The organism is Acidobacteriota bacterium, assembly GCA_026707545.1.
Classification (GTDB): domain Bacteria; phylum Acidobacteriota; class Thermoanaerobaculia; order Multivoradales; family Multivoraceae; genus Multivorans.
On record JAPOWR010000001.1, the window covers coordinates 2,347,412 to 2,369,844 of the forward strand.

Consider the following 22,433-nt stretch of genomic DNA (forward strand, 5'->3'; position numbering starts at 1 on the left):
GCGGAGGATAGTCTCATCCGCCATGGACGTCTCAGGAGAGCTTGAACACGACGGCTACGTGATCCTGGAAGGAGTCCTGGACCGGCAGCAGGTCGACACACTACGCCGTGAACTTCAGCCCCACTTCGACCGTCGCCTGTTCGGCCGCAACCCCTTCGAAGGCCACGACACACAGCGCGTCTACGGCCTGCTCCAGAAGTCCCGCCTGTTCGATCCCCTGGTCGAGCATCCGGCGGTGATGGCCGCCTGCGAGAGTACGCTCGGCCCCGGTTTCCTGCTCTCGGTGGCGCACGCCATCCTGATCCATCCGGGTGAAGCGGCTCAGAGCCTGCACCACGACGACTCGTTCTACCCCCTGCCCCGGCCCCGCCAAGCGCTCGGCGTGAGCACGATCTGGGCGCTGGACGACTTCACCGAGGACAACGGTGCTACCCGCATCGTGCCCGGCAGCCACCGCTGGGACGGTGAGGAGCCCGACGAATCAGCGGCGGAGCCGGTCATCATGCCGGCCGGCTCGCTGCTCATCTTTCTCGGCACCCTCTACCACGGCGGCGGCGAGAACCGATCGGCCGGAACGCGCCTCGGTCTGACCATTCAGTACTGCCCGCCGTGGGCGCGCCAGCAGGAGAACTTCATTCTCAGCGTTCCCGCCGGCGACGTGCCCAAGCTGTCCACGAGGGTCCAGGAACTGATCGGCTACGGCATTCACCCACCGTTCATGGGCCACGTCGATGGACGGCATCCCCTGAAGGCGCTCAATCCATGATGAAGAAGCTCGCACCGTTGCTTGCGCTGGCCGCGCTGCCGCTCCCCCTGAGCTGCGGTGCACCGGCCGACGCTCCGGAAGCCGAAGCGACCGGCGGAGAAGCCACCGGCAGCGCCGTCTCCGAAGGCACGCCCCGGCTCGTCCTCCTGATCGTCGTCGACCAGATGCGCGGCGACTACCTGGAGCGCTTCCGCCCCCTTCTGAACCACGGGCTGGCCCGGCTGCTCCAGGAAGGCATCGTCTTCACCGACGCCCACCACTTCCACGCCGCCACCGAAACCGCCCCCGGCCACGCGACCCTGGCCACGGGAGTGTTCCCGAAACGGCACGGCATCATCGCCAACTCCTGGTTCGACCGCGAACGCGGCGAGGACGTCTACTGCTGCGGCGACCCGGACCACGGCGTCTCGCCGCGCAACATGCTCGTGCCGACTCTCGGCGACCTGCTGAAGGCCGCGTACCCCGAAACCAGGGTGTACGCCGCCAGCGCCAAGGACCGCGCCGCGATCCTGATGGGGGGGCATCACGCCGACGGCGCCTGGTGGTACGGCCGGTCGAGGGGCACCTGGGTCACCTCGACCTACTACGGGGACCAGGAGAACCAGCCGGCGTGGGTCGAGGCCTTCAACGACGAGGACCGCCTGGCTGCCCACTTCGCCAACGCCTGGACGCCCCTCGTCCCGCTCGAGCACACCTCCGCGTACGACATCGAACCCCTCGACCGGGGCCCCGTCATCGACACGTTCCCCCATGCGGTGGGCGGCTTCACCGTCGAGCGCGGAGCTTTCTACGCCGACGTCTACCGGTCGCCCTTCGTCGACGGCTACCTCGAGGACTTCGCCGAGGCCCTGATCGAGGCGGAGAACCTGGGCGCCGATGAGTTTCCCGACCTGCTCGCGGTCAGCTTCTCCGCCCTCGACACGGTGGGTCACGGCTATGGCCCGAACGCCCCCGAGACCCTTGATGTGATCCTCCGGCTCGACCGCACGATCGGCGAGCTGCTCGACTTCGTCGACGAGCGGATCGGCCTGGAGAACGTGGTCGTCGCCCTGTCTTCCGACCACGGCGTCGGCGAAGTCCCCGAACTCGTGGTCCGCGACGGCGGTGACGGCGGCCGTTTCGGAACCGAACAGACGCTCTGCCTTCAGCGCCTCCAGTCGCGTCTGAAAGGCCGCTTCGGCGGCGGCGAGTTCCTGCTCGACACCTTCTACCTCGACGGTGAAACGATCACGACCGAAGAGGCTAACCGGGGCGCGATCGAGGACGAGATCATCGAGGCGATGAGCGACTGCGCGCTGATCGCCGAGGTCGTCCGGCCGGCGGAACTCGACCCGGCGAATCCCCTCCACGAGCTGTACCTGAACGGCTACTACCCCGAGCGCAGCGGAGACCTGATCCTGGTGCCGAAACCGAACGTGCTACCCGTGCCGGCATCGGCCGTCGTCGCCAGCCACGGCTCGCCGTACGCCTACGACACCCACGTGCCGCTGATCATCCGCCGCCAGGACGGCGCCGGCCGCGTCGTCCCGGAGCGCGCCAACACGATCGATCTCGCCCCTAGCCTGGCGCCGATCCTGGGCCTCGACGCCGAAGGCTTCGACGGCGTCGACCGGCTGGCCGGACTCTAGGAGCACACGCCGCGGCAACCGGAGGTCCGACATGCTGAAACGTCAAACCACCACGGTCGAGCACACGCCGGGCTTCCCGGCCGCCGTTACGGCCGCCCTGTGCCTGCTGTCGGTCCTGCTGCTCGCCTGCCAGGCAGGGGCGCAGACCTACGCTGAGAAACTCGGCTTCCCCGCCGGTACCCGTGCCGTCATCCTGCACGTCGACGACGCCGGCATGTCGCGCGACTCGAACGTCGGCACCTTCCGTTCGATCCTGGAGGGCGCCGCGAACTCGATGAGCGTCATGATGCCCTGCCCGTGGGTACCCGAACTGGTTCGGGGGCTGAAGGAGAACCCGGAGATCGACGCCGGCCTCCACCTGACTCTGACCTCCGAGTGGGACGGCTACCGCTGGGAGCCCCTGGTCGGTCGCGAGGCCGCGCCCGGCCTGGTCGACCCGGAGGGCGCGATGTGGTCGAGCGTCGCCGAGGTCGTCGCCAACGCGACTCCCGACGAGGTGGAGGCCGAAGTGCGCGAGCAGATCCACCGCGCCCGCACGATGGGCTTCGAGCCCACACATCTCGACTCGCACATGGGCACCCTCTTCGCCACGATGGACTTCCTCGAGCGCTACATCAAGGTCGGACTCGACGAGGGCATCCCGCTCATGTTCCCCGGCGGCCACAACACGATTCTCGAAGCCCAGTACGAAGCCCAGGGACGCGATACGCCGCCAGGCCTCGGCCGCGCCACGGAGCTCGGCCAGCGAATCTGGGACGGCGGCCTGCCGGTCCTCGACGACCTCCACAACCTGAGCTACGGCTGGGTGCCCGAGAGCGGCGCCGACGCCACGGACGAGGAACTGACCGAGTACAAGGTGGAGCGCTACATCCAGGGCCTGCGCGACCTGCGGCCCGGCGTGACGATGGTCATCATGCACTCCACCGACCCGAGCCCGAACTTCGAGTACATCTCCAGCTCCGGCCCCAGCCGCAAGGGCGACATGCTGGCGATGCTCGACCCGCGGGTACAGCAGGTGATCGAGGAGGAGGGCCTCGTCCTGACCACGTTCCGTGAGCTCAAGGAAAGGCGGGATCGCGTCGACCAGTAGTCGGAGGCTCCCGCCCCTTCGAGATCACTCCGCCGAAGATGTGGCGGCGGCCTGGTTGGTTCAGGCGCGGCGGTTGCTCGACTCGATCGACTGGCCGCCTGACTCGGTGAGGATCGAAGCGATGGCAGAAGGACCATTTGTCGTCGTTGACGCTTGCCAAGGGCGCACCGAAACCGCCGATGCCATTCTCGACTGGGCACTCGAAGCGGCAACCCGGGTACTCCGAGGCGATCCCCAACCGTCCGACGCCGAGGTCTACAAGGCGGTTCGGGCGATTCTGAGCTAGGCCTGGCCAGCGTCGCAGCTAGCTCGTGACGCGCTGGAAGTTGGGCGGCCGGCGCTCGACGAAGGAGGCGACGCCTTCCTTGAAGTCGCCGCGCTGGAGGCTTTCCGCCATCAACTGGTTCGACTCCCGCATGGCCTCGCCCGCGTCCATCATCAGGTGGCGGTACACCTGCTGCTTGATGACCTTGAGCGAGGTCGGCGCTGAGCGCTCGGCCAGGGCCTTGATGTAGTTCTCGGCCTCCGTGACGACCTGGTCGTGCGGGACGGAGCGGTTGACGACCCCCATCTGGGCCGCCTCCTGGCCGTAGAAACGGCGGCCGGTCCAGAGGATGTCGAGGGCATTGGCCGGACCGGCGACGCGCGGGAGAATCCAGCTCAGGCCGTGCTCGGCGATCAGGCCGCGGTTGACGAAGGCCGACGTGAAGACGGCGCGGTCGGAAGCGATGCGGATGTCGCAGAGCATCGCGACCGCGAAGCCAAGACCGGCGCAGGGCCCGTTGATCGCGGCCACGATCGGCTTGCGCACCGCCATCAGGTAGTTGTAGGTGACGCCGAAGTTCTCGGCCCCCATCTCCTCGATCGCGCCGGCCTGCGCGTCCTCGAAGGCGTTTCCGCCGCCGCTGCCGCGCTCGCCCTGGCTGGTAGCCTGGAGACCCTGCATGTCGGCGCCGGCGCAGAAGCCCCGTCCGGCGCCGGTCAGGACGATGCCGACCACTCGCTCGTCCGTCTCGGCGGCCGCCATCGCGTGCTTCAACTCGGCCATCATGCTGCCGGTGATCGCGTTCAACTGCTCCGGCCGGTTGAGAGTGATCGTGGCGATCGGATCCTCCACGTCGTACTTGATCAGTTCGTACTCGGTCATGCGTTGGCCTCCAGCCGCTGGTTTGAGTGAGCGGGCAAGAGTAGCGCAACGCGGTCGGCGGCTAACATGACCACGGCCCACCCCGCAAAGACAAGCGCGGGCGCATCGAAGGAGAACCTCATGCTTCGAACCCAGACTGAGGGCGGCGGCCGCACCAGCGTTCCTGTGTTCCCGGTCCTGGCGGCGGCCGCACTGCTGGCGGCCTGCGCCGGCCCGGATCCAGAGCCCGAACCGCGCCCCACACCGCCACCCGGCACCGCCGAGCGGCTCGACATCGTCGACCGCGCCATCGAGTTCCACGGCGGAGCGCTCTTCGAGCAGTCCCGCGTGAGGCTGACGGTAGCGTCCCGCTCCGGGAGCTTCGACGTCGACTCGATGGCCGACGGGGACCGCTTCGAGCAGCGGATCCGCGGCTCGAACGGCAGTAACGAACGCGAGTACCGGCGCGACAACACGGCGCTCGAGGTAACCGAGGGCGGTCAGCCGATGGAAATGGACGAAGCGGAACGCGCCCGCGCCGAGAGTTACGTCAACCAGCGCATGTACTTCCTCTTCCTGCCCTACAAGCTGAACGATCCCGGCACCTACAAGGAGGATCAGGGCCTCGAGGAGTGGAACGGAAGGCCACTGCACCGCGTCCGCGTCACGTTCGAAGCCGGCACCAGCGACGGCGCGGACAGCGCCTACGTTTACTGGTTCGATCCCGAGACGGCCCGCCTCGAGCAGTTCGCCTACGACTACAGCGAAGGCACCGGGCTCCGCTTCCGGGTGCTCACGAACTACCGGCGGATCGGCGGGCTTCTGTTCTACGACGCGGTCAATTACGGGCTGAACACACGCGACGGCGGCCTGACCGTCGACGACATCGACCCCGCATACGTCGAGGAGGAGCTGCCTCTCGTCTCGCAGATCGAACACCGTGACATCGACGTCCAACGGACCGGTGCCAGTTGAGGCCGCGCTTCACTGCCGCCCTCGCCGGCTTCACGGGTCTGCTGTTGTCCGCATCCTGCGAACCGCCGGCAATCGAGGAGACGGTCCAGGAGTTCGATCCCCAGACCGTCACGGAGGCGGTGCTCGAGGTTCTCGACCTGCAGGTGGAAGCCTGGAACGACGGCGACATCGACGGCTTCATGGCCGGCTATCTGAACAGCGATGAACTGCGGTTCACCTCGGGCAACGAGGTCCACTACGGCTGGAGGCAGACGCGCCAGCGCTACCACGAGCGGTACCCCGACCGCGCCGCGATGGGAACGCTCGCCTTCGAGAACCTGGATGTCCGTGTGCTCTCCGAGCATGCCGCCATGGTCTACGGCCGCTTCCGGTTGACGCGGGAATCCGACGAACCGACCGGACTGTTCACCCTGCTGCTGGAGCAGCACGGCGAGCAGTGGCTGATCGTCGCCGACCACACCTCCCAGTAGCCTCCCTACCCAACGATGAAAGAGCCGAGCGTCATCCTGGTGGGTACGGCGTCGGTCCTGACCCTGGGACTGGCCGGATTCGCTCTCGAGGGGCCAGGCATCCAGGCCGAGATCCAGGCTCGGACGGCGGCGGCGCTCGCCGACGTCGGCGTCCGGAACCTCAGTGTGCAGACGAACGGCCGCGATGTGACGCTCTCCGGCACCGTCGCCTTCGCCGAGATCGGAATCGAGGCAGCGCGGCGCGCGGCAGCGGCACCCGGCGTGCGCCGCGTGGACAACCGGCTCGAGATGGCCATGGGTCCTTCCTTCGAGTTCGCGCCCGACGGCGACATCTGGTTGCTCAGGGGCAAGATGCCGACACCCGAAAGCCGGCAGGAGTTGTTCGACGCAGCCGCCGCGATCGTCGGTCAGGGAAACGTGATCGACGAAACCGAGGTCGATGGCGCCGTAACCGAACCGTCCTGGCTCGGGGCGCTGCCCAGGTTGATCCAGCTTCTACGCCGACTCGACGGCGCTCCGGGACTACGTCTCGAGGACCGAGTGCTGACGCTGACCGGTCACACTTCCAGCGAGGGACTGCGGGACCACCTGATGCGCGAGATCGCATCGATCGAGGCGGCGGCCAATGCCGGCTGGCAGATCGCCGATCGGATGAGGATTTCGCCGGTGGCTACGAACCACGAAGCGGAGAGCCGCATCAGCCGCGTGCTGGAAGGCGGGCGGATCCAGTTCGAGGCCGGCACGTCGACCCTCACCGAGGAAGGCAGGGCCATCGTCGACGAGATCGGCGCCGCAATAGCCGACATCTCCGACATCCGGGTCGAAATCCTCGCCCACGCCGACGCTGACGGCGATTCCGCAGGCAACCGGACGCTCACTCTTGAGCAGGCAAGGGCCGTGCGCGATGTCCTCTCGGCCAGCATTCATCCGGATCGGCTTCTGGCGGTCGGCTACGACAGCGACCGTTACCCCGTCGCCGAGGACGACTACGCGGCGGACGGCACCGGGCTTTCGACTCCCCGCATCGAGTTCCGCGCGCTGCACCGACCCTGAACCGACGTCGATGCTCTACGTCCTCCTGGAGATCTGGATCTGGGTCGTCGCCGCGGCGCTCGTCGGTGCAATCTTCGGCTGGTGGATCCGGAGCATCCGGGCCGCCAGGGAAGTTGCACGAGAAGCCCTGCTCTGGCAGCGACGCGTCGAACGGCTTAGGAGACTCGCGGCCGGTCTGAAGCAGACGACGGGAGACGAAGGAAGAAGTCCGGACGGCCCGTGAGTAGTCACCGGCCGGTGCGGAGATCGAACTCCGACGGCGCCACGGCGACGCCGGCCCGGTGCTGCAGGGCGCGTGAAGTGACGTCCGCAAGAACGTCCGGCCGGTCGGCTGCGATGTCCCATTGCTCGCCCGGATCGAGCGCCAGGTCGTAGAGCAGCGGCGGGTCGTGTTCCGTCCGCGCGCCTGCCAAACCGTACTCGCCCTCGGTGATGAAGTGCGCCTTGTAGTTGCCCGCCCGGTAGGCGTAGAGCTCGCTGCCGCGGTAGAACGGCACTTCCTCGCGCGGCCCCTCCCCGTCACCGCGAAGCACCGGGGCGAGATCGAGGCTGTCCATCGGCCTGTCATCCGGGATGGCCCCGCCGGCCAGACCGAGGAAGGTTGCGAACAGGTCGCTCGTCGAACCGATCTCGTTCGTGACCACATCGGGGGCGATCGTCCCGGGCCACCAGAACAGCCCAGGCACCCGCATGCCGCCGTCCCAGGTCATCCCCTTGCCCTCGCGCAGCGGGCCGGCCAATCCCCCCTGGGTGCGAAAGGCGGTCCACGGACCGTTGTCGCTGCTGAAGAAGACCAGGGTGTTCCCGGCGATCCCCTCCTCCTCAAGCGTGTCGAGGATCCGGCCGACGCTCCAGTCGATCTCCTCGATCACGTCGCCGTAGAGCCCGGCGCGGCTATGGCCTTCAAACTCCGGCGCCCTGAACAGCGGCACGTGGGGCATGCTGTGCGGCACGTAGACGAAGAAGGGCTCGTCCCGGTGCTCGCGGATGAAGTCCACCGCTTCCTCCGCGTAGCGCTTCGTGATCGTGGTCTGATCCGCCGGCTGCTCCAGCGTCTCCGTGACGATCTCGCCGCCCTCGTCGCGCTCAGAGCGGATCAACGGCACGTCCCAGTACTCGATCTTCGGATCCAGGAAGGCGGCGCGACGCTCTTCCCTCCCCGGCAGCGTCGACATCATGTCGTTCGAGTAGGGAATCCCGAACCAGTAGTCGAAACCGTGTCGGGTGGGCACGTACTCCGGACCATCGCCCAGGTGCCACTTGCCGAACATGCCCGTGGCGTAGCCCAGGTCGCGGAGCACCTCGGCGATCGTGATCTCTTCGTCCTGGATCCCGCCCACGTAGTTTGGGAACAGGACCCGCGCCTGATCGCCGTAGAGCCCACTTCGCACGCCGAGCCGGCCGGTGAGCAGTCCCGCCCGGCTCGGCGAGCAGACCGAAGCCGTGACGTAGAAGTTCGTCCACCGCTGGCCTTCGGCCGCCATCCGGTCCAGGTGCGGCGTCCGGATCACCGGCGCGCCGTAGCTGCCCAGGTCTCCCCAGCCCAGGTCGTCGGCGAAGACGATGACGAAGTTCGGAGGTCGTGCTGACGACGACGACTCCGGGGATTCCTGAGCACATGCAGCGAGGACTGTGAGCAGCGGGAAAGCAAGACGGGCTGTTCTCGACATGGCGCGAGTGTAAGGGACCACCTGAAGACAGTAGGATCGCCAACTTCCGCCTACCCCAACCGACCCGAGACCCCCATGACCCCACCCCCGATCGACGAAGCCCGCGCCCTCGACCACCTGATGGACCTGCTAGCCATTGAGGGCCTGAGCGGCCGCGAGGGCAAGGTCGCGGCCGCCGTCAGGGAGAAGCTGCTCGCCGCGGGCTGCGAGCCGTCCTGGATTGGCCACGACGACGCGAACGAGCGGATCCCCGGCGACTACGAGGTCGGCAACCTGATCGTCGACCTGCCCGGCACACGGCCCGGGCCGCGGCGGCTGTTCATGGGCCACATGGACACGGTGCCGCTTTGCCGCGGCGCGGTGCCGGTGCGCCGGAACGGACGGATCGAGGCGGAAGGGGACACGGCGCTCGGCGGCGACAACCGGACTTCGATCGGCGCCCTGGTGACGATGGTCGAGACCGTGCTCGCTCGGGACGTTCCGCGGCCGCCGATCACGGTCCTCATGACGGTCGGCGAGGAGGTCGGCCTCTGGGGCGCGCGGACCGTGGAACTCGAGCGACTCGGCCGTCCCCAACTGGGCTTCAACATCGACTCCGGCGCTCCCCATGTGCTCATCATCGGCGCCACCGGCGCCGACCGCTGGCAGGTCGACATCCATGGCAAGTCCTCGCACGCGGGAGTCCATCCCGAACACGGAATCTCCGCGGCGCTGATCGCATCGCGCGCGGTGGCCGACGTGGCCGGACAGGGGTTCTTCGGCAAGATCGAACTTCCGGCCGGCCGGGGCACCTCGAACATCGGCCGGATGGCCGGCGGCGAAGCGAGCAACCAGGTCACGGATCACGTCTTCGTGTCCGGCGAATCGCGCAGCCACGACAGGGCCTTCCTCGCGCGGATCACGGCCGCCTACCGCGACGCCTTCGAGCAGGCCGCCCGGAGCGTCACGAGTTCCGACGGCCAGTGCGGCCGCGTCGACTTCCGGGCCGAGACCGACTACGAGGCGTTCGAGATGCCCAAGGACTCACCGCCCGTGCAACTCGCCGCGGAACGGGTCCAGGCGGTTCTCGGCGTGGACGCCGAGTACCTCGTCGCCAACGGCGGTCTCGACGCGAACTACCTGAACGCCAAGGGTCTGCCCACGGTGACCCTGGGCGCCGGCCAGCACAACCCTCACACCGTGGACGAGTACGTCGACGTACAGGAGTACCTCGACGGTTGTCGAACCATCGCCGCCATCGCCGCGGCCTGAGACTGGAGGCACCTGAAATGAACACCCGCATGTTGCACGAGAAGGTGATCGTCGTCACCGGCGCCGGCCGCGGCATCGGCCGCGACATCGCCCTGCTCGCCGCCGCCCAGGGCGCGGCGGTCATCGTCAACGACCTGGGCGGCTCCGAGCGCGGCGACGGCACCGACCAGACGCCCGCGCAGAGCGTCGTCGACGAGATCGCGGCGGCGGGAGGACGGGCCGCCGCGAACTACGAGAGCGTCGCCGACTTCGATGGCGCCAATCGCATGGTGGAGCAGGCGCTCGACGAGTTCGGCCAGATCGACGGCGTCGTCAACAACGCCGGCATCCTCCGCGACGTCATCTTCCACAAGATGGACGAGAGCGACTGGGACGCCGTGATCGCCGTGCACCTCAAGGGCAGCTTCAACGTAGCCCGGGCCGCCGCGCCCCACTACCGCAAGCAGATCGGCGGCGCCTTCGTCCACATGACCTCGACGTCGGGGCTGATCGGCAACTTCGGCCAGGCGAACTACGCCGCCGCCAAGCTCGGCATCGTCGGACTCTCAAAGTCCCTCGCGCTCGACATGCAGCGCTTCGAGGTGCGCTCGAACTGCATCGCCCCCTTCGCCTGGTCAAGGTTGATCGGCACGATCCCGACCGCCGACCCGGCGCAGGCCGCGCGGGTCGCGAAGATGAAGGAGATGACGCCGGCACTGGTCGCGCCGCTCGCGGTCTACCTGCTGAGCGACGGGGCGAAGGAGGTCAGCGGCCAGATCTTCGCCGTGCGCAAGAACGAGATCTTCCTGATGAGCCAGCCGCGACCGATCCGATCCGTCCACAACAGCGACGGCTGGACCCCGGAATCCATCGCGGAGCGCGGGATGCCGGCCCTCGCCGGATCGTTCTTCGACCTCGACCGGACGACCGACGTCTTCACCTGGGAGCCGACGTAGCCGCTAGGGAAGAAGGCCTACAACTGCCAGACCAGCAGCAACTGCACGGCGCGCTCGTCTTCCTCCGTGCCGAGCTTGTTGCTCCAGTACTGGTACTCGATGCCCGCGAACAGCTTGCCGGCGTCACCGCCGAACGCCTTTCCCGCGTCCCAGCGGAACTGGGGCTGGGCGAGGATCGTGCCGCCGGACTTGACGCCGAACTCGTTCGTCGTGCCCCAGATGTACTCCAGGTGGCCCGTGATCTGGAAGCTCTGTTCACCGATGGAGAAAAGGAAGAGTCCGTTCACGTCGAAGGCATAGCTGTCGTCGGTCTTCGGCGCGCCGCCGGCGCCGACGCCGCTGCTGCCGTCGACGTACAGCATCAGGTCCGTGTTCAGGAAGATGAACCCTGGCGCCTTCCAGGCCAGGCGCAGCCCCGGCAGGTACTTGACCACCTTCGCGTCGCCGGCGGCGTTCAGGCCGGCGATGAATCCGACATCCGCCAGTGGACCGCCCCCGACCGTCTTGCCGGTCATCTTGCCGAGACTCAGCGTCGGGTACCACTCACCGTAGAAGTCCCGCTCGTTGAAGCCGTCCCGGCCCCTGTCGTCGAGGTAGTCGATGAAGAAGAAGCTGTCGCCGTACTTCCACTGCGTGGCCTGCTGCAGCGTGAGGACGAAGCTCTCTTCCTCCTGAGCGGAGAACGGGTTCAGCAGTTCCCCGAACTGGAAGTGGAATTCGGTCTGCGCGGCGGCCGGAACGGAAGCCGCGATGAGGGCAGCCAGAGCGGCGACGACGAAACGGCGCCGCCCCCCGACTCCTCTTCGCCAGCCGCCTCCTGGCGTCACGCCACCTCGAACAGCCCCGCGGCGCCCATGCCGCCACCGATGCACATCGTGACGACCACGTTCTTCGCGCCGCGGCGCTTGCCCTCGATCAGGGCATGGCCGACCATGCGCGCGCCGCTCATGCCGTAGGGATGGCCGATCGAGATCGCGCCGCCGTTCACGTTCAGCTTCTCGTTCGGGATGCCCAGCCGGTCGCGGCAGTAGATGACCTGGACCGCGAACGCCTCGTTCAGCTCCCAGAGGTCGATGTCGTCCACCGTCAGGCCCTGGCGCTCCAGCAGCTTGGGCACGGCGAAGACGGGACCGATGCCCATCTCGTCCGGCTCGCAGCCGGCGACCGCCATGCCCCTGTAGATGCCGAGCGGCTCGAGGCCGCGCTGTTCGGCCAGCTTCGAGTCCATGACCACGCACGCCGAGGCGCCGTCGGAGAGCTGGCTGGCGTTACCGGCGGTGATCGTGCCGTTCTCGCGCACCGGCTTGAGCCCGGAAAGACCCTCGATCGTCGTGCTCGGCCGGTTGCCCTCGTCCTGGCTCAGTTCCACTTCGCCGAAGCTGATGTCGCCCGTCGCCCTGTCGAGGATCATCTTCGTCGCGTTCATCGTGATGATCTCGTCGTCGAAGGCGCCCGCTTCCTGCCCGGCCGCGGTCCGCTGCTGGCTCTGCAGGCCGTACTCGTCCTGCTGCTCGCGGGTGACGTTGTAGCGCTTCGCCACGACCTCGGCGGTGTCGATCATCGGCATGTGAAGATCCGGCTTGTTGTCCCGGATCCACGGGTCAGGCGCGCGGAAACCGTTCATCTTGTCGTTCTGAACCAGGCTGATCGAGTCGATGCCGCCGGCGACCACGACGGGCGCCCCGTCGACGACGACCTGCTTGGCGGCGGTGGCGATCGACATCAGGCCGGAGGAGCACTGCCGGTCCATCGTCATTCCCGACACCTCGACCGGCAGGCCGGCGCGGATCGCGCACTGGCGGGCGACGTTGAAGCCCTGGGTGCCCTGCTGCATGGCGCAGCCCATGACGACGTCGTCGACCTCGCCCTTCTCGACGCCGGCGCGTTCGATCGCCGCTTCGATCGCCGCCGCGCCCATCGTCGGCGACTCGAGGTTGTTGAAGGCGCCCCGATAGGCCTTGCCGATCGGCGTGCGGGCGGTGGAAACGATGACGGCGTCAGTCATGGAAAGGCTCCCTGGCGTGGATGGTGGCTGTGTAGTCGGTCCTTCGGACCCCCGAGACTAGCACCTACCGTCCGGTCGGTCGGTCACTCCTCCAGCCAGGCGTTGAAGGACGGCTTCCGCTTCCCGCGGAACGCCGCCACACCCTCGCGGGAGTCCGGGTGATGGTCGGCCATCGGCGTCCGGGCCGCGATGTCCTCGAGCGACTGCTCCCAGGTCTGGTCGGCGGCGTTGTAGAGGCTGCGCTTGAGCAGCCGCATCGCCACCTGCGGCCCGTTCGCGAGCTCGCGCGCCAGATCCATGGCGCGCGGCATCAGCTCGTCGGGCTCCACGACCTCGTGAACGAGCCCGAGTTCGAGCGCCTCCGCGGCGGGAACGAGCCTGCTGCGCATCAGGAAGTCCATCGTCTTCGGCAGCCCCATCATCTGAAGCAGCAGGTAGTGGCCGCCCTCGTCCGGAAGAAGCCCGAAGCGGAGCGTGCCGCTGCCCATGCGGGCCGCGCTCGAGGCGATCCGGAAGTCGCAACTGAGCGCGAGCGAGAAGCCGGTCTGGACCGCTACGCCGTTCATCGCCGCGATCGTCAGCTTGTCCATGCCGCGAATCGCCGTGTTGATGGGCTGCGAGATCTTGCGCAGCCCGTTGATCGTGCCGAGGACGTTGTCGTGGCCCCGATGAATGTCGGGCACCAGGGCCTCGCCGCGCCGGCCCTTGTCCTGTCCGCTGATGTCGTCGCCGGCCGAGAACGCCCTGCCGCTGCCGACAAACAGAACGACCCGAACCGAGTCCTCCATCGCGGCCTGCGTCAGCGTCTCCAGCAGGTCCCGCTTCATCGGCGCGTCCATGCCGTTGAGACGGTCCGGCCGGTTGAAGGTGATGACCAGGATCCCCGGATCCTCGGTGGACACCTCGAAACCCCTGAACTCGCCCGTCTGGATCATGCCTGCATCCTCCACGTTTCGTTGTCGTTCCTCCTCAGGCGGCGGCGATTGTCGCACAGGGCGGGGCGCTGGAGCGGCACCGTGCCCGTGCTACCCTGCCCCGACACGCTCGCCGGCTGCGCACGCCCCGCGAGCAGCGCAGAAAATCAAGGGAGGATCCACCTGATGAAACGCACCATCAGCGCGCTCACGCTCGTGCTGACCGGCGCCCTGCTGCACGCTTCGGCGTACGCATCCGGCACGATCGCCGCCGGCAAGGGCATCAACCCTCGCGACGCCTACACGATGGGCAAGGCGCTCACCTTCCAGAAGCTCGTGTGTCCCTCCTGTCCCCTGCAGAAGCGTGACCTCGACCGGGACCGCGCCCTGAGCCTGAAGAACAGCCTGGAGGCTCGCGACGAGGCCGAGAAGCCGGGAACCGACGACGACGACCACATCAACGTGCTCTGCCCAGGGGCCGGCGAATCCGCGTGCGCGGAAGCACCGGACGAGCAGGAACTCGTTCATTTCTACCTGACCCGCCGCTACAAGCTGTAGCCCGGAACGAGAGGACCGAACAGGAATGAAGAACAGGTTCCCTGCACTTGCGGCCGCGTCACTGCTACTGGCCGCGACCGCCGCTCCGGTGTTCGCCGAAGGCTCTCCCTGGCTGCCCGCGCCCGGATCGGGCACGGTCACATTCTCCTACGTCTCCCAGGAGGCGACCGACTACGAGCGCTCCGAGCGCTGGCGAAGCATGGAGGGCGCCGACTCGACGACGATCCAGCTCCCCGGAACGCTCGGCCTCGACACCGTCTGGATCAACGGGACGTACGGCATATCCGACGCCCTCGCGCTCGACTTCCAGATCGGCACGTCGGACAGCCAGTACCCCGGGGGCGGCCCCAAGCACCCGGACAAGGACGACCTGAGCGGGCTCCAGGACGCGAGAGCCGGCCTGACCTGGCGGTTCCGGGACGAGGTCGTGAGCTCGGGCCCCAGCATGGCGCTGCGGTTCGGCGCCATCCTCGCGGGCGACTACGACACCGGCTACATCAACTCCCTGGGCGACGGCGGCAACGGCGCGGAGGTCTCTCTGCTGATCGGCAAGTACGTCGGTGAGCGGGGCGTCCTGTCCGCCGAGGTCGGCTACCGCTACCGCACCGACGACATTCCGGAGGACATCATCCTGAATCTCTCGGCCGGCGTTCTGGTCGGAGAGCGAGTCGGTCTGAGCGTCGGCTACCGGATGACCGACGGCGGTTCGGGGCTCGACATCGGCGTTGCGCCCTTCTCCCCGGCCCGCTTCCCGGAGCTTCAGGAAGACATCGACCTTCTCTACGGCACGGTGAACATCGGCCTCACGGGCAGCGCGAGCCTGGCGTTGACCTATGGCGACGTCATCGGCGGCCGCAACACCCCGAACTCCGAGGTCCTCGGCCTCAGCGTCGGCTTCACCTTCGGCGGCGGCGGGTTCTGACTCCGGCGCCCGTCAGGGCGCGTTCAAGCTCCAGTCGTACTCATAGTCGATCGAACCCGCGAACCCCTCGAGACGGGCGGCGAGTTCTTCGTCCGCGTACTCGATGAGGTGGGCGACGACGGACTCCTCTGTGTTGCCGAAGTCCTCGGTGTACCAGTCGTAGATGCTCGAGATGACGATGAAGTCCTCGTCCACGAAGTCGACGCCGCGCGGGTTGTTCACGTAGTCGTGCGCACCCTGCTCGAGTAGCTCTTCCGTGTTGGCCGCGGTGAACGCCGTCGCCAGCAGGTGGGGGCAGCCGTACGCGGCGCAGTTCACCGCGTAGTGGATCCGCTTGTCGCGCCAGAGCGGACGGAGGATGCCGTGCTCGATGTCGTCCAGGCTCAGATCCCGGCCGTTCACCTGCGCGTGCGGGTCCTGCCACGGGCCGGTGTTCGGAACGACGCCCTCGTGAATCTCCTTGATCGAATCCACCGGGTACTCCGAGAGCACCACCTGGACCGTCAGGGCGTTGTAGAGGTTGATCCAGTACGCCATCTGTTCGGCTCGGGAGTAGGCCAACGGATCGAGCCCCTGCAGGTAGTCGAGGTAGTCGCCCAGCTTCGCCGTGTCCGCGGCGCTGGCCGCGATCGCCGCGTAGTCGAACAGGTTGACTCCCATGTCGTCGGTGCCGACGTAGGCGTCCAGAATCTCCTGCCAGGGACCGTGATCGAGCGTCTCGGTACTCGCTTCGTCACTGACGTCCCACCCCGCGATCTCCTTCGACTCCGGAGCGCCACAGGCCAGGGCCACCGCCATCACCGCCGCCAGGACTGTCAGGTAGCGATTCGTCATGGCTCTTCCCTTCGTATCTCGCCCCGCCGGCGCAGCGCGATGTCGGCGGCCAGTGCCAGGCTGATCAAGCCGAACTCCAGTCCACGGACCCAGAGCGGCTGTTCGTATGGTTGCAACGTGTAGTCGGGCAGATTGAGCCCGGTGATGTAGCTGAGCAGGATCGCTACCGATGCCGTCCACGCCCAGACGCTCGGAAAGACTACCGCGAAGGGCAGGAGCCAGAGCAGGTACCAGGGATTGATCACCGGCGACAGCACCAGCAGTACACCGAACAGCCAGTCGCCGCGGGGGATTCCGCGTTCCCTGCCGCGGGTGTAGCGAAGGACGTAAGCGGCCCAGAAGGCGGCGAAGAGCAGCGCGACCACGACCCGCGCCCCGGACGGCGCAAGCGCCGTCTTGAGCAACGCGAACACCGCCGAGTTGAACTCCCAGTCCCGCGCAAAGGTCAGAAGCGAGGTGAGATCAGTACCTCCCATGACCACGAACGGCACGTAGACCGCTGCCGCCGTGGCCACGAAGAGGAGCCAATGCCGGAGCCGGGCGCGCAGCAGGATGAGGGGCGCCAGCACCAGAGCGAACGTCTTGGCCGCTACGGCCAAGCCGAGAAGCGCGGCGGAGATCCACCAGCGGTGGTGCCGTTCCGCGGACCGCGGCCGGTCGTCGGAACCCCCTCGCGTCTGCGGCGAGGACGCGCCAATCGGGTCGCGGGCAACAACGATAGCGGCCAGCAGCAAGCCGACGCCGACGCCGTCCGGATGCGCCGTGAAGGCGATTTCCTTGACCACCAGCGGGCACCACGCGTAGAGGAGCACGTTGCGAGCGGGCGCCAGCCGGAGCAGGAGGACGACGACAGCCAGATCGACGGCGATCAGGATCGCCTGCAGCACGGCGACGCTCGCCGGCTTGATCCAGTACGCGATGAGAAAGACGACCTCCGTGACCGGCGCATAGATGGTCGGCAGCTCCGGGTAGTTCACGCCGTCCAGGACGCCCTGGAACAGCACCGGCACCGCCGGGTCGACGAAGAACTCCTCCGGCGCGGTGCCGTAGGGGGTACCGGCAACCGCGAAGCGGTAGGCGTCCCACAGGTAGCGGTAGAAGTCGTCCTCGTAGAACGGACCGCCGACGAGCCCGGTGAGGCGAAAGGCGATGGCCCAGAACAGCAGGCGGGAGACGGGAAACGGTTCCCCCGCCCTATGAAAGTGAAAGAAAAGGCCGAAGGCCGGCAGGCCCGTCCACGCGGCCAGGACCAAGAACGCCCGCAGGTCGGGCTCGCCGGGCTGACGCGCGAGCAGCGCCAGGGCCGCGTAGCCCAGCGCGCACCAGAGACCGACCCCGTCGACGTACGTCAGCGACCGCCGCGACGGCACCGTCGCAGACTCAGCCAACCCACTCCGTCCAACCGAATCCGCGATGACCGAAGTCGAAGACCCCCGGGTGCAGCAGCTCGGCCAGGATCTCCGCCGACTCGACGACCCGGGGCCCCGGCCGGTTGAAGTACTGGTTGCCGTCGGTCAGGAAGACGCGGCCGCTTCGCACCGCGGATAGATCGGACCAGCCGGGCTGAGCCGCCAGTGGCGGCATCTCGGCCGCGGTACGCGGGATGTCGAAGCCGCAGGGCATGACCGCGATCACGTCGGGATCGGCCTCGATCACCTGCTCGAACTCGAAGTAGCCCGAGTGCCTTCCCGCCTCGCCGAGCATGACCTTGCCGCCGGCGATCTCGACCAGTTCCGGCACCCAGTTCTCCGCGTGCATCAGCGGGTCGATCCACTCGATGCAGGCGATCACGGGTCGTTCGCCAAGCCCGCTCGAGCGCTCGCGGATCGCGTCGAGCCGGGCGGTCAACCCGGCGTTCAGCCGCTCTGCCCGCTCCTGGCGGCCGAGGGCCCCGGCAACCGTGCGGATGTCGTCGAACACGTCATCGAGTGCCATCGGCGCCAGCGACACGATGCGCGGCTCGGACGCCACGAGCTCGCACACGGCCTGCTCCACGTCCTTCAGGCTGACCGCGCACACCTCGCACTGAGTCTGGGTCACGATCACGGTCGGCGCGAGCTCGTCGAGGAGGCCCGCGTCGACCCGGTAGACGGAGAGGGCGTCCGCCACGATCGCGCGCACCTGGTCGTCGATCGCGCGGCTCGAGCCGTCGACGTCGACCTTCGACGACGAGCAGACCGGCAGCTTCCCCACTGACTGCGGGTAGTCGCACTCGTGCGACCGGCCGACCATGCGGTCCGCGAAGCCGAGCGCGCACACGATCTCGGTGGCGCTGGCGATCAGCGAGACGATGCGGGGCTCGGTCATCCCGTAGCCGCCTCCGCGGAAACCGGGGAGCCCGCTGCCAGAAGGTCACAGAAGCCAAAGCCGTCGCGTTCCGTGACCTCGCCGATCTCGATCTCGATCGACCAGTCGAAGATCGGGCCATCGAACACGAACGTATGGAACTCGCCGTTCTCGCCGCACGGATCGACTCCGGACGGAAGATCGGCGAGGAAGGCGTCGTCGAAGGCACGTCCGGCGAAGGAGACGGGCAGAACGGCCGGATTGACGCAGACGGTAAGCGCAAGGAAGCCGTCGCCGATGAAGGAGCGTGCCAACTCGTCCGTGGGCGTGTGCCAGATCGGGAACTCGCACTCGAGCCCCGCTTCCGCGAGCTGGCGGACGCGGTACTCGCGGAGATCCTCGAGGAACAGATCGCCGAAACCGACCCGTCTGATTCCCCGTTCGCGGAGCTTCGCGAACGCCTTGCCCATTTCGCGCTCGTAGACCACGTTCGACGGCTCGGGCGGCACGACGACCTCGGTCAGCGGAAGGCCGATCGAGTCCGCCTGCTCCCGCAACAACGAGCGGCGCACGCCGTGCATGCTGACCCGGTCGAAGGCGTCGGTCACGGTCGTGATCAGCTCCACCACGTCGAAGCGCCCGTCGGCGCGGAGTCGCTGGAGGGCCAGACAACTGTCCTTGCCGCCGCTGAAGCAGAGTGCGATCGGTTCCGGCATGGTGGGTCGAGGCTAACGCCTACCGAGGAGGAGTACCGCCGCCGCGGGCAGCACCGTCACCGACGCCAGCAGGCATGCCGGCAGGCCAACCAGCATCACCGCGGCCATCGTCTCCAGGCCAGGGTGATCGGTGAACAGCAGGATCGAGAAACTCGCCGTGGTGGTCAGCGTCGTCATCGCGATCGCCCGGCCTACCGACAGGGCAGCCCCGCGAACGGGCTGAGCCGGATCGTCCAGGAACCTGTGGACGACATGGATGCCGTCGTCGATGCCGAGACCGAAGATCAGCGGCAGCACGAGCCAGGTCATCACGTTGAAGGGGATGCCAACCCAACACAGCACGCCCAGGGTGAACGGCACCGCGGCCAGCACGGGCAGCACCGCCAGCAGGACCGAGGCGGGCCGCCGGAAGTCGACGCAGAGGACGAGGAGCACGAATCCCAGGATCGCCCCGGCGATCCAGGGGATCCACGGCCGGTCGCCGATCATCATTCCCTCCACCACCGCCAACAGCCCGCTGGCACCTGGGTCGATCGCCTGCACCACCTCGCGCTGACGCCGGGCCAGGGCGCCGTCCGCCTTCGAGTCCGCGGCGTAGGCGTAGACCAGCAACTCCCCGGTCGGCGCGATGAACTTGTCGCGCAAGCTGGGCGGCAGGGAGTCGATGTTCGGTGGCCCAGCCGCCGCGGCTCGACGGAGCGCCCCCACTGCCAAGGCCCGGGGATCGCCCATTCCCCCGCCGGCCGCGGCCGTCCCGTCCTCGGCTCCCAACACGCGGTGCAGTGCCGCGGCCCTCTCCGCCAGATCGGCCGGCAGAATCGTGCCGAGGCTGACCGTCTCGCTGAACAGCGGGTGACCGTCCAGCCGGCCCCCGAACTCCCGAGCCTCTTCGAGGCTCTCCGCGGCCAGGATCCACGGTGCGCCGTTCGTGCCCAGGACCTCCTGGATCCGGTCGACCATGGCGATGGCCGGCACGCCGCGGTTCATGATCCGCTCCAGCCGCGTCTCGACCTGCAACCACGGCAAGCCCGCAAGGGCCGCCGCCACGAGGACACCGCTCACCACGAGGCAGCGAACTGGTCGCTCCGTCGCCCACCGCACGACGGAGGGGAGGCCGGGAACGGGGACGGGCGTCGGACGCCCGGCCGGGGCCGCAGCCGCGGTTTCGAGCCGCCGGCGGTGTCGCCGCTGCCGCAGCACCCAGACGGAGGGCAGGACGAGCAGCGTCAACGGCAGACAGAACAGGAGACCCAATCCGCCAGAGAGGCCGAGATGGAGCGCCACCGGGTCCGGCGCGGTCGCCGCGATGAGGAACGCCCCCGTCGTCGTGATGCCCCCGGCGACCACGCCACGGCCGGCGCCGGACAGGGTACGCCGCAACGCCTGCTCGAACGAGCGACCATGAGCCAGTTCCTCTCGCTGGCGCACGAACAGGTGGACGGCGAAGTCGATGCCGAGACCGAAGACGGTGACGCCGAAGAACGTCTCCATGACCGTCAGCTTCCCGGTCAGGAGGCCGACCGCGCCCAGAGCGGCGCCAATCGAGAGGATCAGGACCGCGGCCACCGACAGCATGCCGCCGGGTCGCTTCTCGACGATCCGGAAGAGCAGCAGGACGAGCACGAGGCTGATCGGTGTCAGGCGCTTGATCGCGCCCAACGTCTGCTCCTGGTCGCCCGCCGACAGCGCCGGCAGGCCCGAGAAGCCCGCCGTCACCCCGGAACCGGCCAGGGCGCTCTCGATCGCGGCTTCGATCTCGAAGAACGGGCTCTCGCCCACCTCTTCCGCCAGCGGGTCCTTCGCCATCTTGATCTCGACGAGGCGGGCGCCGGGCACGCTGGCCACCGCGCCGCGAAGCGCCACGGCAGAGGCGGCGAACTCCGCCAGATTCGCAACGTCGTCCGGCCGCTCGACGAGGGCGAGCCAACGGTCGAACAGAGGCCGCTCGACAAGCCACGGCGCCTGCTCCGCGAGCCACTCGAGCGGCAGTGGGCGTCGGGCGGCGGCGACTGACGGCAGCGCCGACGCGGCCTCGATCGTGCGGTCTACGGCCTGATCGAGTCGCTCCTCCTCGCCCTCGAGCAGTACCAGAAGCAGACCGCCGAGTTCGTACTGCTCGGACATCTCGAAGTAACGGCCGACGTGCTCGTTGGCCCGGTTCATGACGCCTGTGAACGTGAGATCGACCGTCGTCGCCGGCAGCAACGCGGCCAGAGCGAGCGCCGGCAAGACGGCACAGGCGATCGCCCTCCACGGCGAGCGAATCGTCCATCGCGCAACCGCGTCGAGTGCCCGTCTCATGCTCATGGAACGCTGCTACAGTCCCGCGCGCCCGTGGCCCTGAAGATGGGGGCCGCAGAACGAGGAGAAGAGATGAAGTTCGGCATCATGTTCGCCAACACCGGCCCGTTCGTCGATGGCCCGCCCGCCGCGGGTCTGGCTCAGGCAGCCGAAGCCGCCGGCTTCGACTCGCTATGGACCGTGGAGCACGTCGTCGTCCCGCGCGGCTACGCCTCCCCCTACCCCTATGACGAAAGCGGCAAGATGCCCGGCGGACGCGAGGACTTCGACATCCCCGACCCGCTCGTCTGGCTATCCTACGTGGCCGCGGCGACCAAGAGCATCAAGCTCGCCACCGGCATCCTGATCGTCCCGCAGCGTAATCCCCTGGTCACCGCCAAGGCCGTCGCCACGCTCGACAAGCTCTCCGGCGGGCGCGCCGTCCTGGGCGTGGGCGTCGGCTGGCTCGAGGAGGAGTTCAACGCCCTCGGCGTGCCGTTCGCCGGCCGCGGACGCCGTCTCGACGACTACATTCGCGCCTTCCGGGCCCTGTGGACCGAGGACTGCCCGAGCCACGACGGCGAGTTCGTCTCCTTCGCCGACTGCTATAGCCGGCCGCAGCCCGTCCAGGACTCCGTGCCGATCGTCGTCGGCGGCCACTCGGACCGCGCCGCCCGCCGCGCCGGCGAACTGGGCGACGGTTTCTTCCCCGCTCTCGGCGACGTCGACAAGCTGAAGCACCTGCTCGGCATCATGCGCGAGAGCGCCGAGGCGGCGGACCGCGACCCGGACGCCATCGAGATCACCGCCAACGGCGGACCGCCGGATCACGTCGCACGCATGGCCGAACTCGGCGTCTCCCGCGTCATCTTCCCGCCGATGCCGCCCGACCGGCTCGCCCAGTTCGGCGAAGAGGTCATCTCGAAGTTCAGTTGAGCCCCACTGGGTGCGCCG

The 22,433-nt window shown here is 68.2% G+C and carries 23 protein-coding genes; 13 read left to right on the forward strand and 10 right to left on the reverse strand.

Features of this window, described 5'->3' with window-relative positions:
- Positions 1 to 22 precede the first annotated feature (22 nt).
- The 4 genes from OXG83_09240 (at position 23) to OXG83_09255 (ending at position 3,770) form a co-directional block, all read left to right on the forward strand.
- The gene (locus OXG83_09240) at positions 23 to 766 is read left to right on the forward strand and encodes a phytanoyl-CoA dioxygenase family protein (protein ID MCY3965212.1); all 744 of its coding nucleotides are present in this window, start codon (positions 23 to 25) and stop codon (positions 764 to 766) included.
- A complete protein-coding gene (locus OXG83_09245) occupies positions 766 to 2,394 on the forward strand; it encodes an alkaline phosphatase family protein (protein MCY3965213.1) in 1,629 nt (542 codons plus the stop codon). The genes OXG83_09240 and OXG83_09245 overlap by 1 nt, the downstream gene beginning before the upstream one ends.
- A gap of 31 nt (positions 2,395 to 2,425) precedes the next feature.
- The gene (locus OXG83_09250; GenBank protein ID MCY3965214.1) at positions 2,426 to 3,484 is read left to right on the forward strand and encodes a polysaccharide deacetylase family protein; all 1,059 of its coding nucleotides are present in this window, start codon (positions 2,426 to 2,428) and stop codon (positions 3,482 to 3,484) included.
- A 121-nt stretch (positions 3,485 to 3,605) separates the two neighbouring features.
- Positions 3,606 to 3,770 carry a hypothetical protein gene (locus OXG83_09255; GenBank protein MCY3965215.1) on the forward strand — a complete coding sequence of 55 codons (165 nt, stop codon included), beginning with the start codon at positions 3,606 to 3,608 and terminating at the stop codon, positions 3,768 to 3,770.
- A gap of 18 nt (positions 3,771 to 3,788) precedes the next feature.
- Here OXG83_09255 and OXG83_09260 read toward each other — a convergent pair whose 3' ends face one another.
- Entirely contained in the window at positions 3,789 to 4,631 is an 843-nt protein-coding gene (locus OXG83_09260) for an enoyl-CoA hydratase-related protein (protein ID MCY3965216.1), read from the reverse strand.
- A 120-nt stretch (positions 4,632 to 4,751) separates the two neighbouring features.
- On the opposite strand from OXG83_09260, the gene OXG83_09265 reads away from it, so the two are divergent.
- From OXG83_09265 to OXG83_09280, 4 genes are read left to right on the forward strand one after another with little or no spacing between them, the layout of a single operon-like run.
- Positions 4,752 to 5,585 (forward strand): hypothetical protein, encoded by an 834-nt coding sequence (locus OXG83_09265; GenBank protein ID MCY3965217.1) that lies wholly within the window; start codon positions 4,752 to 4,754, stop codon positions 5,583 to 5,585.
- Positions 5,582 to 6,055, forward strand: coding sequence for a DUF4440 domain-containing protein (locus tag OXG83_09270; protein ID MCY3965218.1), 474 nt, complete (start codon positions 5,582 to 5,584; stop codon positions 6,053 to 6,055). The genes OXG83_09265 and OXG83_09270 overlap by 4 nt, the downstream gene beginning before the upstream one ends.
- A gap of 15 nt (positions 6,056 to 6,070) precedes the next feature.
- On the forward strand, positions 6,071 to 7,108 hold the full coding sequence (locus OXG83_09275; protein MCY3965219.1) for an OmpA family protein: 1,038 nt from the start codon (positions 6,071 to 6,073) through the stop codon (positions 7,106 to 7,108).
- 10 nt (positions 7,109 to 7,118) lie between these two features.
- Positions 7,119 to 7,331, forward strand: a complete 213-nt coding sequence (locus tag OXG83_09280) for a hypothetical protein (protein MCY3965220.1) — start codon at positions 7,119 to 7,121, stop codon at positions 7,329 to 7,331.
- A gap of 4 nt (positions 7,332 to 7,335) precedes the next feature.
- Here the strand turns inward: OXG83_09280 and OXG83_09285 are convergent, their stop codons facing one another.
- The gene (locus tag OXG83_09285; GenBank protein MCY3965221.1) at positions 7,336 to 8,778 is read right to left on the reverse strand and encodes a sulfatase; all 1,443 of its coding nucleotides are present in this window, start codon (positions 8,776 to 8,778) and stop codon (positions 7,336 to 7,338) included.
- A gap of 75 nt (positions 8,779 to 8,853) precedes the next feature.
- Here OXG83_09285 and OXG83_09290 point away from each other — a divergent pair, with 75 nt between their 5' ends.
- Entirely contained in the window at positions 8,854 to 10,029 is a 1,176-nt protein-coding gene (locus tag OXG83_09290; protein MCY3965222.1) for a M20/M25/M40 family metallo-hydrolase, read from the forward strand.
- Between the two features lie 17 nt (positions 10,030 to 10,046).
- A complete protein-coding gene (locus tag OXG83_09295) occupies positions 10,047 to 10,964 on the forward strand; it encodes an SDR family oxidoreductase (GenBank protein MCY3965223.1) in 918 nt (305 codons plus the stop codon).
- A gap of 17 nt (positions 10,965 to 10,981) precedes the next feature.
- On the opposite strand, the gene OXG83_09300 is transcribed toward OXG83_09295, so the two are convergent.
- The 3 genes from OXG83_09300 to OXG83_09310 form a co-directional block, all read right to left on the reverse strand.
- A complete protein-coding gene (locus OXG83_09300) occupies positions 10,982 to 11,791 on the reverse strand; it encodes a nucleoside-binding protein (GenBank protein ID MCY3965224.1) in 810 nt (269 codons plus the stop codon).
- Positions 11,788 to 12,969: an acetyl-CoA C-acyltransferase gene (locus tag OXG83_09305; GenBank protein ID MCY3965225.1), complete on the reverse strand. Its 1,182-nt coding sequence runs from the start codon at positions 12,967 to 12,969 to the stop codon at positions 11,788 to 11,790. Before OXG83_09305 ends, OXG83_09300 begins: the two co-directional genes overlap by 4 nt.
- A gap of 83 nt (positions 12,970 to 13,052) precedes the next feature.
- Positions 13,053 to 13,904 carry an enoyl-CoA hydratase/isomerase family protein gene (locus OXG83_09310; protein ID MCY3965226.1) on the reverse strand — a complete coding sequence of 284 codons (852 nt, stop codon included), beginning with the start codon at positions 13,902 to 13,904 and terminating at the stop codon, positions 13,053 to 13,055.
- Between the two features lie 165 nt (positions 13,905 to 14,069).
- On the opposite strand from OXG83_09310, the gene OXG83_09315 reads away from it, so the two are divergent.
- Both OXG83_09315 and OXG83_09320 read left to right on the forward strand, forming a co-directional pair.
- Positions 14,070 to 14,441: a hypothetical protein gene (locus OXG83_09315; GenBank protein ID MCY3965227.1), complete on the forward strand. Its 372-nt coding sequence runs from the start codon at positions 14,070 to 14,072 to the stop codon at positions 14,439 to 14,441.
- Positions 14,442 to 14,466: 25 nt separating this feature from the next.
- Positions 14,467 to 15,363: a hypothetical protein gene (locus OXG83_09320; GenBank protein ID MCY3965228.1), complete on the forward strand. Its 897-nt coding sequence runs from the start codon at positions 14,467 to 14,469 to the stop codon at positions 15,361 to 15,363.
- Positions 15,364 to 15,375: 12 nt separating this feature from the next.
- Here OXG83_09320 and OXG83_09325 read toward each other — a convergent pair whose 3' ends face one another.
- Genes OXG83_09325 through OXG83_09345 form a run of 5 tightly spaced genes read right to left on the reverse strand, consistent with a single transcriptional unit; the run spans position 15,376 to position 21,506 of the window.
- Complete coding sequence (locus OXG83_09325; protein MCY3965229.1) at positions 15,376 to 16,197, reverse strand: DUF547 domain-containing protein; 822 nt, start codon at positions 16,195 to 16,197, stop codon at positions 15,376 to 15,378.
- Positions 16,194 to 17,585, reverse strand: a complete 1,392-nt coding sequence (locus tag OXG83_09330) for a glycosyltransferase 87 family protein (GenBank protein ID MCY3965230.1) — start codon at positions 17,583 to 17,585, stop codon at positions 16,194 to 16,196. Before OXG83_09330 ends, OXG83_09325 begins: the two co-directional genes overlap by 4 nt.
- Entirely contained in the window at positions 17,578 to 18,504 is a 927-nt protein-coding gene (locus OXG83_09335; GenBank protein ID MCY3965231.1) for a cobalamin-binding protein, read from the reverse strand. The genes OXG83_09330 and OXG83_09335 overlap by 8 nt, the downstream gene beginning before the upstream one ends.
- Positions 18,501 to 19,199 (reverse strand): adenine nucleotide alpha hydrolase, encoded by a 699-nt coding sequence (locus OXG83_09340; GenBank protein MCY3965232.1) that lies wholly within the window; start codon positions 19,197 to 19,199, stop codon positions 18,501 to 18,503. Before OXG83_09340 ends, OXG83_09335 begins: the two co-directional genes overlap by 4 nt.
- A 12-nt stretch (positions 19,200 to 19,211) precedes the next feature.
- On the reverse strand, positions 19,212 to 21,506 hold the full coding sequence (locus OXG83_09345; GenBank protein MCY3965233.1) for an MMPL family transporter: 2,295 nt from the start codon (positions 21,504 to 21,506) through the stop codon (positions 19,212 to 19,214).
- Positions 21,507 to 21,572: 66 nt separating this feature from the next.
- Here OXG83_09345 and OXG83_09350 point away from each other — a divergent pair, with 66 nt between their 5' ends.
- Complete coding sequence (locus OXG83_09350) at positions 21,573 to 22,415, forward strand: LLM class F420-dependent oxidoreductase (protein MCY3965234.1); 843 nt, start codon at positions 21,573 to 21,575, stop codon at positions 22,413 to 22,415.
- The last annotated feature ends 18 nt before the right edge of the window (positions 22,416 to 22,433 follow it).

What these genes read in the sequence shown, in the direction of transcription:
- OXG83_09350 (MCY3965234.1), top strand. Translation starts at nt 21,573, where the DNA reads ATGAAGTTCGGCATCATGTTCGCCAACACCGGCCCGTTCGTCGATGGC.
- OXG83_09315 (MCY3965227.1), top strand. Translation starts at nt 14,070, where the DNA reads ATGAAACGCACCATCAGCGCGCTCACGCTCGTGCTGACCGGCGCCCTG.
- OXG83_09260 (MCY3965216.1), bottom strand. Translation starts at nt 4,631, where the DNA reads ATGACCGAGTACGAACTGATCAAGTACGACGTGGAGGATCCGATCGCC.
- OXG83_09245 (MCY3965213.1), top strand. Translation starts at nt 766, where the DNA reads ATGAAGAAGCTCGCACCGTTGCTTGCGCTGGCCGCGCTGCCGCTCCCC.
- OXG83_09345 (MCY3965233.1), bottom strand. Translation starts at nt 21,506, where the DNA reads ATGAGCATGAGACGGGCACTCGACGCGGTTGCGCGATGGACGATTCGC.
- OXG83_09280 (MCY3965220.1), top strand. Translation starts at nt 7,119, where the DNA reads ATGCTCTACGTCCTCCTGGAGATCTGGATCTGGGTCGTCGCCGCGGCG.
- OXG83_09325 (MCY3965229.1), bottom strand. Translation starts at nt 16,197, where the DNA reads ATGACGAATCGCTACCTGACAGTCCTGGCGGCGGTGATGGCGGTGGCC.
- OXG83_09295 (MCY3965223.1), top strand. Translation starts at nt 10,047, where the DNA reads ATGAACACCCGCATGTTGCACGAGAAGGTGATCGTCGTCACCGGCGCC.
- OXG83_09305 (MCY3965225.1), bottom strand. Translation starts at nt 12,969, where the DNA reads ATGACTGACGCCGTCATCGTTTCCACCGCCCGCACGCCGATCGGCAAG.
- OXG83_09335 (MCY3965231.1), bottom strand. Translation starts at nt 18,504, where the DNA reads ATGACCGAGCCCCGCATCGTCTCGCTGATCGCCAGCGCCACCGAGATC.
- OXG83_09240 (MCY3965212.1), top strand. Translation starts at nt 23, where the DNA reads ATGGACGTCTCAGGAGAGCTTGAACACGACGGCTACGTGATCCTGGAA.
- OXG83_09255 (MCY3965215.1), top strand. Translation starts at nt 3,606, where the DNA reads ATGGCAGAAGGACCATTTGTCGTCGTTGACGCTTGCCAAGGGCGCACC.
- OXG83_09250 (MCY3965214.1), top strand. Translation starts at nt 2,426, where the DNA reads ATGCTGAAACGTCAAACCACCACGGTCGAGCACACGCCGGGCTTCCCG.
- OXG83_09310 (MCY3965226.1), bottom strand. Translation starts at nt 13,904, where the DNA reads ATGATCCAGACGGGCGAGTTCAGGGGTTTCGAGGTGTCCACCGAGGAT.
- OXG83_09275 (MCY3965219.1), top strand. Translation starts at nt 6,071, where the DNA reads ATGAAAGAGCCGAGCGTCATCCTGGTGGGTACGGCGTCGGTCCTGACC.
- OXG83_09285 (MCY3965221.1), bottom strand. Translation starts at nt 8,778, where the DNA reads ATGTCGAGAACAGCCCGTCTTGCTTTCCCGCTGCTCACAGTCCTCGCT.
- OXG83_09340 (MCY3965232.1), bottom strand. Translation starts at nt 19,199, where the DNA reads ATGCCGGAACCGATCGCACTCTGCTTCAGCGGCGGCAAGGACAGTTGT.
- OXG83_09290 (MCY3965222.1), top strand. Translation starts at nt 8,854, where the DNA reads ATGACCCCACCCCCGATCGACGAAGCCCGCGCCCTCGACCACCTGATG.
- OXG83_09320 (MCY3965228.1), top strand. Translation starts at nt 14,467, where the DNA reads ATGAAGAACAGGTTCCCTGCACTTGCGGCCGCGTCACTGCTACTGGCC.
- OXG83_09265 (MCY3965217.1), top strand. Translation starts at nt 4,752, where the DNA reads ATGCTTCGAACCCAGACTGAGGGCGGCGGCCGCACCAGCGTTCCTGTG.